The sequence below is a fragment of the Bifidobacterium minimum genome (genome assembly GCF_000741645.1).
Taxonomy (GTDB): Bacteria; Actinomycetota; Actinomycetes; order Actinomycetales; family Bifidobacteriaceae; genus Bifidobacterium; species Bifidobacterium minimum.
Map to the genome: position 1 here is coordinate 91,531 of NZ_JGZD01000009.1, position 11,822 is coordinate 103,352.

Annotated in this window: 9 protein-coding genes and 1 pseudogene; all 10 read left to right on the forward strand. The window is 64.4% G+C overall.

The window, feature by feature from the left end:
• Positions 1–114 precede the first annotated feature (114 nt).
• The 10 genes and pseudogenes from BMIN_RS04070 (at position 115) to pstB (ending at position 11,588) form a co-directional block, all read left to right on the forward strand.
• Positions 115–1,452, forward strand: coding sequence for a C1 family peptidase (locus tag BMIN_RS04070; protein ID WP_022860830.1), 1,338 nt, complete (start codon positions 115–117; stop codon positions 1,450–1,452).
• A 66-nt stretch (positions 1,453–1,518) separates the two neighbouring features.
• The gene (locus tag BMIN_RS04075; protein WP_026647378.1) at positions 1,519–2,661 is read left to right on the forward strand and encodes a 3-deoxy-7-phosphoheptulonate synthase; all 1,143 of its coding nucleotides are present in this window, start codon (positions 1,519–1,521) and stop codon (positions 2,659–2,661) included.
• Positions 2,658–3,869, forward strand: coding sequence for a 3-deoxy-7-phosphoheptulonate synthase (locus BMIN_RS04080; RefSeq protein WP_022860832.1), 1,212 nt, complete (start codon positions 2,658–2,660; stop codon positions 3,867–3,869). Before BMIN_RS04075 ends, BMIN_RS04080 begins: the two co-directional genes overlap by 4 nt.
• Positions 3,870–3,938: 69 nt before the next feature.
• Positions 3,939–4,673, forward strand: a pseudogene (mtnN, locus tag BMIN_RS04085) (5'-methylthioadenosine/S-adenosylhomocysteine nucleosidase); the annotation flags it as partial.
• A 208-nt stretch (positions 4,674–4,881) separates the two neighbouring features.
• Positions 4,882–6,519, forward strand: a complete 1,638-nt coding sequence (locus BMIN_RS04090) for a sensor histidine kinase (RefSeq protein WP_022860834.1) — start codon at positions 4,882–4,884, stop codon at positions 6,517–6,519.
• Positions 6,491–7,195 (forward strand): response regulator transcription factor, encoded by a 705-nt coding sequence (locus BMIN_RS04095; protein WP_026647379.1) that lies wholly within the window; start codon positions 6,491–6,493, stop codon positions 7,193–7,195. The genes BMIN_RS04090 and BMIN_RS04095 overlap by 29 nt, the downstream gene beginning before the upstream one ends.
• A gap of 309 nt (positions 7,196–7,504) precedes the next feature.
• Entirely contained in the window at positions 7,505–8,626 is a 1,122-nt protein-coding gene (gene pstS / locus BMIN_RS04100; RefSeq protein WP_022860836.1) for a phosphate ABC transporter substrate-binding protein PstS, read from the forward strand.
• A 186-nt stretch (positions 8,627–8,812) separates the two neighbouring features.
• A complete protein-coding gene (gene pstC, locus BMIN_RS04105; protein ID WP_022860837.1) occupies positions 8,813–9,769 on the forward strand; it encodes a phosphate ABC transporter permease subunit PstC in 957 nt (318 codons plus the stop codon).
• Entirely contained in the window at positions 9,766–10,782 is a 1,017-nt protein-coding gene (gene pstA, locus BMIN_RS04110; protein WP_022860838.1) for a phosphate ABC transporter permease PstA, read from the forward strand. The genes pstC and pstA overlap by 4 nt, the downstream gene beginning before the upstream one ends.
• Before the next feature lie 26 nt (positions 10,783–10,808).
• Positions 10,809–11,588, forward strand: a complete 780-nt coding sequence (gene pstB, locus BMIN_RS04115) for a phosphate ABC transporter ATP-binding protein PstB (protein WP_022860839.1) — start codon at positions 10,809–10,811, stop codon at positions 11,586–11,588.
• Positions 11,589–11,822 lie beyond the last annotated feature (234 nt).

Genomic DNA, 11,822 nt, shown 5'->3' on the forward strand with positions numbered 1-11,822 from the left:
AATCGACGTCCTCGACCGGTCCACGCGATATTCTTGACTGCGTCATGGGGTCCGAGCGACCCCGAACGCAGTGTCTATTGACAGCCGTCCCACAAGGACGCCGGAAGGAGCATGATGGGTTCCATCACGCCATTGGATCACAGCACACTTGACGATCTGCGCACGGGCTTCGAGGCCCGGCCCCAGAACCGTCTCGCGATGAACGCCGTCACCGTGGCGGGCATAGAGAAGGTGGCCCTCAACTATGAGCGTGCGCGCCGCCTCCAGCGCCGCTTCTCGGTGAGCGTGGACAACGGTGCCGTGACCAACCAGAACAGATCGGGGCGCTGCTGGCTGTTCAGCTCGCTGAACGTGGCCCGTTTCGTGGCCAAGAAGGCCCTGAACGTCAAGGAGTTCGAGTTCTCCCAGAACTACGCGATGTATTTCGACAAGCTCGAGCGCTTCAACTATTTCCTCGGCAACATGGCCGGTCTCATCACCGCGGGCGAACCAGTGGACTCACGCCTGTTCCAGCATCTCCTCTCCGACGTGATGGGCGACGGCGGGCAGTGGACGATGGCGATGAACGTCTATCGCAAGTACGGCGCCGTGCCCCAGGATCTTTTCCCCGAGACGGCGTCATCCAGGAACACCGGCGAGATGAACGTTCAGTTGAGGTCGCTGCTTCGGACGGCGGTCGCCCACATGAGCGCGAACCCCGAGGACATCGAGTCGATCACGGCGGACGCGCTGCGCGCCGGGCACCGCATCCTCACCATCCATCTGGGGGAGCCGCCGCGCAGCTTCGACTGGGAATGGACCGACGCCGACGGCGTGTTCCACCGCGACGGCGAGACGACGCCCGTGGAGTTCTGGAAGCGCTATGTCGACGCAGGGCTCGAGGACTACGTGTGCCTGGTGGATGATCCCCGTCCCGAGCACCCCAAAGGCCGCAAGATCGGCATCGAGCATCTGGGCAACGTCGTGGACGGAACGCCGACCGAGTACCTCAATGTTCCCAACGACTTCATGAAGGACTGCGCGCGGCGAATCCTCTCCGACCTCCGGATTCCCGTCTGGTTCGGCGCCGACTGCCATCCGATGATGGATCGCGAGAACGGCGCGTGGGCCACGGATCTCTTCTCCTATGGCGATGTGTATGACGTCGACTTCGATATGGACAAGGAGACGCGGGTGAGGTTCGCGGACTCCGCGATGAACCACGCGATGGCGTTCGTGGGCGTGGACGTGGACGAGGACGGCACGACGACCCGGCGCTGGCGCGTGGAGAACTCCTGGGGCGACAAAATCGCCGACAAGGGTTATTTCACCATGTCCGACGACTGGTTCAGCGAGTTCGTCTATGAGCTCGCGGTCCCCCGGACCATGCTTCCGCAGGAGTATCTGGACGCCCTGGACAAGCCGGCGATCATGCTTCCCGCATGGGATCCGATGGGAGCCCTCGCGCGCTGAGGGTCGCCGGCGTGGCCGCCGGCAGGGGAAAGAGGAACCGCCGTATGGGCGGGGAAGGTGATTATGGTGGCACAGCTGCGAGGTCCCGACAGTTCGCGTGACGAACTTATGCTCGACAGGAGCGCGGTGTTCCCCGAGACGGTGGACGTGAACATCCGTCAGCTTGATCCGATCCCCGCCCCACGGACCTTCCTCAAGGAGCTTCCCCTCACCGCGTCGATGAGCTCCGTGGTGCTGCGTTCCCGTCAGGAGATCCGGGATGTGCTGCATGGCGACGATGACCGGCTTCTGGTGATCGTGGGACCATGCTCGATCCATGACCCCCGCGCGGCCCACGACTATGCCGTTCGTCTGGCGGCGGTCAACAGGGAGCTACGCGACAGGCTGCTCATCGTCATGCGCGTGTACTTCGAGAAGCCGCGCACCACCATCGGATGGAAGGGCCTGATCAACGACCCGGACCTTGACGGACGGTTCAACATCCGCAAGGGGATGTTCCTCGCGCGCAGGGTTCTCACCGACGTCCTGTCCCAGGGGCTTCCCGCCGCCACCGAGTGGCTTGACCCCATCACCCCGCAGTATCTGTGCGATCTGATCAGCTGGGGTGCCATCGGCGCACGGAACACGGAGAGCCAGGTCCATCGGGAGCTGGCAAGCGGACTGTCGATGCCGGTCGGATTCAAGAACTCCACGGACGGCTCCGTCAAGGCGGCGGTCGACTCCTGCTACACCGCCGCCTTCGAGCACCACTTCCTCTCCATCAACCTTGATGGCCGCGTCATCTCCGCGCAGACACGGGGAAACAGGGATTGCCACGTCGTGCTCCGTGGATCGTCGCATGGCCCGAACTACGACGCCGAATCGGTGTGGCGGACGCTTGACGAGCTGTCGAGGTCGGATGCGCCCTGCGCGTGCAGACACGGCGTCGTGATCGACGCCGCGCATGGTAACTGCGGCAAGGACGAGCGTCGTGAGGCCGAGGTCGTCGACGAGCTCGCGGATCGTCTGGCGTCCGGGGAGCCGGGAATCGACGGCGTCATGATGGAAAGCTTCCTGGAGGGTGGACGTCAGGATCCCGGCCCCCTGGATTCCCTCGTCTACGGATGCTCCGTGACGGATCCATGCGTGCCATGGGACCGGACCGATGGGCTTCTGCATGCGCTCGCCGATGCGGTTGGGAAGCGCCGCGCCGTAGGAGGTGCCCGATGAGCGGCACGGAGGACGTGGCGGGGTCGGCCGTTCCCCTGAACACTCGCGAGGAGTTGCGGGCGATCCGCCGGGCGATGGCCGAGGGGAAGAATCCCCTCGTCTCCACGGATGTGCCCCGTTGGGAGGATGAGGTCGGCGTGAGCCGCATCATCAATCGGCGGGTTCTTGAGCTTGAGCCCCTTCCCACGCCGGCCCAGGTGCTCTCGGAGCTGTTCATGCCTCGCGGCGCGCAGGAGACGGTCGCCTACTCGCGAGACGAGATCCGTGCCTGTCTGTACGGGCAGGATGATCGCCTCATCGTGATCGTGGGGCCGTGCTCGGTGCATGATCCGCGCGCGGCTCTGGACTACGCCTCCCGACTGGCCGCGTTGCGCGATGAGCTGGGAGATCGTCTGATGATCGTCATGCGCGTGTATTTCGAGAAGCCGCGCACCACCATCGGGTGGAAGGGTCTGATCAACGATCCCGACATCGACGGCACCCATAACATCACCAAGGGGCTGCTGCTCGCCAGACGCATCCTGCTCGGGGTCCTTGACAAAGGCCTTCCGGCGGCGACCGAATTCCTGGAGCCGACGTCACCCCAGTACCTGTCCGATGCGATCAGCTGGGGGGCGATCGGCGCCCGCAACACGGAATCCCAGATCCATCGCCAGCTCGCCAGCGGACTGTCCATGCCGGTGGGCTTCAAGAACGCGACCGACGGCTCGGTCAAACCCGCGATCAACGGGTGCTATGCGGCGGCGCAACGGCATACGTTCTTCGGCATCGACCATCGTGGCCGGGCGTGCTCGGTCGAGACCCTGGGGAATCCCGACTGCCATGTGGTGCTGCGCGGATCCATCCATGGCCCCAACTACGACGCTCGGTCCGTGGCCGCGGCGATGGCGGCCATCCGGGAGGAGATGTCCTCCGATTCCGCGGCTTGCCATGGCGTGATCATCGACTGCTCCCATGGCAACTCCGGTAAGGACGAGCACCGTCAGGCCGAGGTGGTCAGGGAGATCTCGGCGCGGATCGCCGACGGTGAGCAGGGGATTTCCGGCGTGATGATGGAGAGCTTCATCGTGGGGGGCAACCAGCCGGCGGCGCCCGTGGACCGTCTGGTGTACGGGCAGTCCATCACGGACCGGTGCCTCTCGTGGTCCGACACGGAGGTTCTGCTGAGGGAGCTGGCCGACGCGGTGTCCGCGCGACGGTGGCGGTAGACGCGAATGGCGGACGGTGACCGCGGATGATGGCGGTCGTCGATGATGATGAGGAAACGGAGATGACGTATGAGTGACGTCACGGAAGCCATGTCGAACGCCGGCGCGTCGCGTCCGGACGGAACGATCGCCATCATCGGCGCTCTGGAGGAGGAGACGGCGCTGATATCGGCGGCGCTTCGGGACGCATCCACGCGGTCGGAGGCGGGGCTCGACGTCACCGTCGGCCTGCTGGATTCCGACGATGGCGGGGCGGTGCGGGTGGCGGTCACCGTCGGAGGAATGGGTCTGGTCAACGCCTCGGCGACGACGCAGCACCTTATCGACGCGTACGGGCCCGGCGCGGTCATCTTCTCCGGAATAGCGGGGAACCTCAATCCGGCGCTGCACGTCAACGACGTGGTTCTGGGACGGACTCTGCGCTATCTCGACACCGACATGCGGCTGGTCGGCCAATGGAAGCCGGGAACATCCGAATACCACAGCGATCCCGATCTTCTGTCGCTTGCGGATGCGGTTCTTTCCGATCGTGGGGTCACGCATATCGCGGGGGTCATCGCGTCCGGGAACCGCTTCGTCGATACCGATGAGCTTCGTGGGGAGGCCCGGAGGCAGACCTCGGCGGACGCCGTGGAGATGGAGGGCGCGGCCGTCGCGCATGTGGCGGCCAGGAACGGCGTTCCTGTGCTGGTGATCCGTGGGCTGAGTGACAACGCGGACACCAGCTATGACACTTTCGCGCAGTTCGACGTCAGCCGTTTCGCCGACACCGCCGCGGCCGTCGCACTGGACATCGCGCGTCGATGGCGATCGGGATCGGCGGCGTCGGACTTGCCTACGTCGGATCCGGGGGGATCCTTCGCCGCTCGTCGACGTCAGGGCTAGGCGTCAGGGCTAGGCGTCAGGGTTAACTCTGGACGAACTTTTGGTGACCGCGACGTTATCACTTGTCGATGCGGGTAGGGTGGCTGACGGGACCGCATGAGACGCTGGGCCAAGAGGTGGGAGTCCTATGAATCACGTCGTGACGTTGCCGGTCGCCATCGGTGTGGTGGTGGCGGTGGCTCTGGTGGTCGTGGGATTCCTTGCGGGCCGTGTGACGCGCCATGGCGGCGGTGGGCCGAGGCCGGTCGAGGCTACGCGTGGTCTGCCCGAGGGAGGGTTCGACCTTTCTTCCACGGGCAGGCGTCTGGTCGAGGTGATGCCGGACGCCGTGATGATCCTGGGTCCCACGGGCGTCATCCGATACGCCAGCGCCCAGGCCGCTCTTCTGCCCATCGGCGATGGGCCGCGCCTGTCCTCGAGGATCCTGATGGACATTCTTTCCCAGGTCGTCGCTGATGGCCGGACGAGGGAGCGTGAGGTCTCGGTGCCACGCCGTGACGGTCGCGCCGTGACGCGGGAATCCGGTCGTGGCGTGGACCCCGATGACGCGTCGGACTCCATGAACGCGCATCTCCGTGTCCGCGTCGCCCGCGTCGATGAGAACGATTACGCGATGTTCATCAAGGACGTCACCGAACAGCGCCGGTTCGAGTCCCTGCGCAGGGACTTCGTCACCAACGTCTCGCACGAACTCAAAACCCCGGCGGGGGCCATCTCGCTTCTGGCCGAGACCATCCATGACGCCGCCGACGACTCCCATGCCGTCAGGTACTTCGCGTCGCGGATAACCACGGAATCGTCGCGTCTGGTGGAGTTGGTGGGTCGTCTCATCGATCTTCAGCGTGCCGACATAGCCGATCCCGTTCTCGATCTCCACCCCGTCGATGTGCTTGTCGTCGTCGAGGACGCCGTGAAGCGGACGATGGTCCAGGCCAGAGCCAAGGGCATCGACGTCCGCGTGTCGGTGGACGGGCGTCTCGTCGGTTCCCCGGGCACCGATGCGGATTCCGCGTCAATGAGGAACTCGTCAGTGCAGAACTCGTCAGTCCGGAATTCGTCAGGCCAGGCCGCATCGGAGGGTGAGGCATCGGAGGGCGGGGCGTCGGAGGGCTCGACGGACGGGACGGGAGTCCGGAGCGGATACGTCGTCCGCGCGGACAGCGAGGCTCTGGTCGTCGCCGTCAAGAACCTGGTCGAGAACGCGGTCCGCTACTCGGCTTCGGGCACGGTCGTCGAGGTGGCCGTCGGAGGGGGGAACGGACGGGTCTCGATCCGGGTCGTCGACCGTGGGATCGGAATACCCCGTGAGGCTCTGGGAAGGATATTCGAGCGTTTCTATCGCGTCGACCCCGCTCGCTCCCGCAGTACCGGCGGCTCCGGTCTGGGCTTGTCCATCGTGAAGCATTGCGTGCAGGAGTGCGGGGGAACCATCACCGTGTGGTCACGGGAGGGGGAGGGGTCGACCTTCACCATCGAGCTTCCGGCTCTTTCCGATGCCGAAGCCGATGCCGATGCCGATCCTGATTCCGATCCCGAGTCTGATTCCGATGACGACGGTTCCTCGGCCCCGCCCGGAGCGTCGGGCGCCATCGCCGCCTCGGATGACGGTGGTGCGGCGGTTTCCGGCGCCGCTGAGGACGCTAAGGACGCCGAGGACGCTGAGGACGTCGGGGACGTCGGGACGCAGCCGGTGGACGGTTCGTCCGACAATGGAACAGTGATGGGAGATGATATCGATGACACGCGTGTTGATAGTCGAGGATGAGGAATCCTATCGTGAGCCGCTGGCGTATCAGCTGACGCGTGAGGGGTATGAGGTGGCTTCCGCGGGAACCGGCGAGGAGGGGCTTGAGATCTTCACCCGTGGCGGAGTGGACATGGTCCTTCTGGATCTGATGCTTCCCGGTCTGGACGGCATCTCCCTATGCAGGCGGATTCGTGGCCAGAGCCGCGTCCCCATCATCATGCTCACCGCCAAAAGCACGGAGATCGACAAGGTCGTCGGTCTGGAGATCGGGGCCGACGACTATGTGACCAAGCCTTATTCCTTCAGGGAGCTTCTGGCTCGTATACGTGCCGTCATGCGGCGCAACTCCCTGGCGGCCGACCAGACGGCGGAGGGCGCGGACGACGATCTTCCCCTCCGGTGTTCGAGGGTGTCGATGCTGGTGGGGCAGCATGAGGTGAGGATCGACGGGGATGCGGTGTTCTTTCCCCTCAAGGAATTCGAGCTTCTGGAGTATCTTATGCGCAACAAGGGCCGCGTGATGACGCGCCATCAGCTCATCGACCACATATGGGGCTCCGACTACGTGGGGGACACCAAAACCCTGGATGTCCACGTCAAGAGGATCCGGTCCAAAATCGAGCGCGATCCCGCCCACCCGGCCATCCTGACGACGGTTCGTGGTCTGGGGTACAAAATCGATGATCCGCAGTGAGACCTTTCGCCGTGGTGAGGCCCATCCGCGTGAGGTGGCCTTCGGGTCGCTCCGGTGGGGGGAGAGCCACAAGGGAGGGGAGGGCCACAAGTGTTCACCGTGCGTTCATCTCATTCGGTGCACGGGCCCTCCGGGGTTTTCTAATCTGGAATTGTCACGGATCGCAGTGCGTCGTGGTCGGTGGCGGTGGCCGGTTGATGGCCATGGTCGGTGGGGCGCACGGACGGTCACATCGCCCTTGAATGACAACGACAACAGAGACAAAACGTACGATAGACACGTACGACATGACAAGAGGGAAAGCAGATTATGCGCAAGAATGTCCTCGTTCGTTCAATCGCCGTGGTGTCCGGGCTGGCCGTGATGGCCTCGCTCGCCGCCTGCGGCGACAACACAGCAGCATCGACCTCCACGGATTCGGGGTCGACGAGCTCGACGATCACCGGCGAATACCAGGGAGCGGGCTCGAGCGCCCAGGAGGCGGCGGTCGAGGCGTGGATCGCCGGATACACCGAGAAGAACCCGGACGTCAAGGTCGCCTATAACCCCACGGGATCCGGTGCCGGGGTGAGCACGTTCCTTACGGGTGCGACGGCGTGGGCCGGCTCCGACGCCTCGCTGAGCGCGGATCAGGTCACGCAGTCGTCGTCGGTGTGCGCCTCGGGAACGGCCTTCGACATTCCCGTCTACATCTCCCCCATCGCCATAGTCTTCAACCTCGATGGCGTGTCGGGCAAGGACAAGCATCTGAAGCTTGACGCCGAGACGATCGCGAAGATCTTCAACGGCAAGATCACCAAGTGGAACGACTCCGCCATCGCCAGGCAGAACTCGGGTGTCGATCTTCCCAACACCGCCATCACCGTGGTCCACCGCTCCGACAAGTCCGGCACCACCAAGAACTTCCTGAGCTACGTCAAGGATGCGGGCGGCAGCGCATGGCCGTACGAGGTCGGCGAGAACTGGCCCAATAACGTCGGACAGGGTGCCAAGGGCACCGATGGCGTGATCAGCACCGTCGGACAGGCGGACGGGACGATCGGCTACGCCGACGCCTCGAAGGCCGGGGATCTCGGCACCGTGTCGGTCAAGGTGGGAGACGATTACGTTCCCTATTCGGCCGAGGCTGCGGCCAAGGTCGTGGACGCCTCCCCGATGGACGACACGGCGACCCAGGACAACCGAGTCGTCGTCAAGCTCGACCACAACACCACCGAGTCCGGCGCCTATCCGCTCGTCCTCGTCTCCTACGACATCGCCTGCCCTGCCTACAAGGATTCCAAGACCGCGGAATTCGTGAAGTCCTGGCTCACCTACGTCGTGAGTGAGGACGGGCAGCGGACCGCCGCCGACAACGCGGGGTCCGCCCCGATGAGCGACACGATGCGCGCGAAGGTGACCAAGTCCATCGAGGCCATCAGCGTCAAGTAGGACGCGAACCGGGGTGGATCGTGGTGTCGTTCCGCACCTGATCCACCCCCTCCGTCGTGTCCGGTGGGGTCCCGGGGGAAGGGCCGCTAGAATCGGTGGCAGTGGGATCGTGGCCGTGCCGCGGGATCCGCCACCCTGGGATGGCGCTCGCGCCGGCGGGCCGATCCGATCGAATAAGGAGAGCTTGTGAGTTCGCAAGACACGAAGTCGTCATCCACCACGGATGGCCGGATGGCGGATAGGGTCTTCCGGGGCGTGGCCTACGCCAGTGGGATCCTCATACTCGTGGTTCTCGCCGCGGTGGCGTTGTTCCTTCTTTTCCGGGCATGGCCCCTGATCGGGGGGGATCAGAAGGCCAATTCCCAGACGATCGAATCCTTCACGGGGGGTCGGTCGCATAATTTCTGGCAGTACGTCGGTCCTCTGGTCTTCGGCACGGTAGTCGTCTCGACGCTTGCGCTGGTGATCGCCTTCTTCGTCGCGGTCGGAATCGCGTTGTTCATATCGCACTACGCGCCCCGCCGCATAGCCACGGCCCTGAGCTACATCGTCGATCTGCTGGCGGCCATCCCCTCGGTCGTCTACGGACTGTGGGGCGGCATCGTTCTGGTGCCCGCCATCGCGCCGTTCTGGAAATGGGTCGCCGCATATCTCGGATGGATTCCGCTCTTCCGCGGACCGGCGGCGAATCCTCCCCGGACGGTGGCGACCGTCGCGGTCGTGCTCGCGGTCATGATCCTGCCGATCATCACATCCATGTCCCGTGACATCTTCCTCCAGACCCCGCGGTTGCAGGAGGAGGCCGCGCTCGCGTTGGGCGCCACCAAGTGGGAGATGATCAGGCTCGCCGTCCTGCCGTTCGGACGGTCGGGAATCGTCTCCGCGTCGATGCTGGGGCTGGGCCGTGCGTTGGGGGAGACCATGGCCGTCCTCATGATCCTCTCTCCGGGGATGCTCTACTCCCTGCGGCTGCTGTGGGCGTCGCAGAACCAGACGATCGCCGCGAATATCGCGGCACAGTACCCTGAGGCCAACAGTCTGGGCGTTTCCACGCTGATCGGCACCGGTCTCGTCCTGTTCCTCATCACCTTCCTGGTCAACTTCGCGGCCCGGAAGATCACCGAGAAAGTGAGCGCGCAATGAGTGGCGGCAACACACACTCGAACGGCGCCGCGGCCGCCCAGGAGCCCGCGCAGACGGCGCCGGTTATAGACTTCGCGAGGTTCGCACCCACCCGGTCGCATGTGGCGGCGAGAAAACGCCATAGCGTCATCATGGGGTCGTTGATCTCGCTCGCCTTCATCATCGCCCTGATTCCTCTTGCGTCGGTTCTGTGGACGACGATCAGCAGGGGGATCGCGCGGCTGAACCTCAACTTCCTGTCGTACAACATGACCGGGGTCGTCGGCGGTCGCCCCACGCCGTCGGGTGGCTATGGAGGAATACTCCACGCCATCATCGGGACGCTGGAGGTGACGCTGGGGGCCATGGTCATCTCGGTGCCGATCGGTCTTATGTGCGCGGTGTTCCTCATCGAGTACGCGCGGCGCGGAGCCCTTCCCCGGGCGATCTCCCTGATGGTGGACGTGATGAGCGGTATACCGTCCATCGTCGCGGGCCTGTTCGCCTTCTCGATGTTCGCGGTGCTTTTCGGCCCCGGAACGATCAACGGCTTCGAGGGGTCGGTGGCGTTGGCGCTTCTGATGATTCCCACGGTCGTGAAATCGAGCGAGGAGATGCTCAAGGTCGTGCCGACGGATCTTCGCGAGGCGTCGTACGCTCTGGGGGTCACCAAGCAGCGGACGATTTCCAAGGTCGTTCTGCGCACAGCGCTTCCCGGGATCGTCTCGGGGATCATCCTGGCCATCGCCCGCGTGATCGGCGAGACCGCGCCACTGCTGATGACGGCCGGCTTCATCTCATCAACGAACCTCAACCTGTTCTCCGGTCAGATGACCACCCTTCCGGTGTACGTCTACCAGGAGTACAGCAAGCTGTCGGCCACATGCCCGGCGAACGCCGGTTCCTCGTGCGTCACGTCGATTCCCGTGGAACGCGCGTGGGCCGCGGCCCTGGCGCTGATCATCATCGTTCTTCTGCTCAATCTCGTGGGTCGGCTTGTGGCGAAGGTCTTCGCCGTGCCGACGCAGCGCTAGACACCATACAATCTGGGAGGCCATCAATGGGACAACGCATAGACGTCCGCAACCTCAACATCTACTACGGTGATTTCCTCGCCGTCGAGGACGTCAACATCGCCATCGAACCCGATAAGGTCACGGCCTTCATCGGACCGTCCGGCTGCGGCAAGTCCACCGTTCTGCGGACGCTCGATCGGATGCACGAGATCATTCCCGGGGCGCATGTCAAAGGGGAGGTGCTTCTCGAGGGGCGGAACCTCTATGCCAAGGACGTCGATCCGGTGGCGGTGCGGCGTGATGTCGGCATGGTGTTCCAGAGGCCGAACCCGTTCCCGACGATGTCCATCCGCGAGAACGTCCTTGCGGGAATACGCCTGAACAACAGGAAGCTCGCCAAATCCGACGCGGATGATCTTGTGGAATGGGCGCTGCGGGGCGCGAATCTGTGGAACGAGGTCAAGGATCGTCTCGACAAGCCGGGAACCGGTCTGTCGGGTGGACAGCAGCAGAGGCTGTGCATAGCCCGTGCGGTGGCCGTGCATCCTCAGGTCCTGCTGATGGACGAGCCCTGTTCGGCTCTTGACCCCATCTCCACGCTCGCCGTCGAGGACCTGATTAACGAGCTCAAGAACGACTACACGATCGTCATCGTGACCCATAACATGCAGCAGGCCGCGAGGATCGCCGACTACACGGCCTTCTTCAACCTCAAGGCCGTGGGGGAGCCGGGGCACCTGACGTATTTCTCCGATACGACCACGATGTTCAACAACCCCCAGAACGAGGAGGCCGAGCGGTACATCTCGGGACGATTCGGCTGATCGTCGTCCCCCGGTCTCCCATATTCACGAAGCCTCCCGATGCCTACCGATGCGCGGGCGCCGCGGTGGTCGGCGCGCGCGTGCGCATGCCGTTCTTCCCGACATCCGTGGGGAGGGGGATGCGCACGCGAAATATGTCATGCCGGCGACATGACCTGGTGCTAGGCTCTCCCGTGTCCGGCCCGGTCGGACGAGTCGCAGCAACCTCGGCGCGATCACTTCGCGCGCAAACCA

What these genes read in the sequence shown, in the direction of transcription:
- BMIN_RS04080 (WP_022860832.1), top strand. Translation starts at nt 2,658, where the DNA reads ATGAGCGGCACGGAGGACGTGGCGGGGTCGGCCGTTCCCCTGAACACT.
- BMIN_RS04070 (WP_022860830.1), top strand. Translation starts at nt 115, where the DNA reads ATGGGTTCCATCACGCCATTGGATCACAGCACACTTGACGATCTGCGC.
- pstB (WP_022860839.1), top strand. Translation starts at nt 10,809, where the DNA reads ATGGGACAACGCATAGACGTCCGCAACCTCAACATCTACTACGGTGAT.
- pstA (WP_022860838.1), top strand. Translation starts at nt 9,766, where the DNA reads ATGAGTGGCGGCAACACACACTCGAACGGCGCCGCGGCCGCCCAGGAG.
- pstS (WP_022860836.1), top strand. Translation starts at nt 7,505, where the DNA reads ATGCGCAAGAATGTCCTCGTTCGTTCAATCGCCGTGGTGTCCGGGCTG.
- BMIN_RS04095 (WP_026647379.1), top strand. Translation starts at nt 6,491, where the DNA reads ATGACACGCGTGTTGATAGTCGAGGATGAGGAATCCTATCGTGAGCCG.
- BMIN_RS04090 (WP_022860834.1), top strand. Translation starts at nt 4,882, where the DNA reads ATGAATCACGTCGTGACGTTGCCGGTCGCCATCGGTGTGGTGGTGGCG.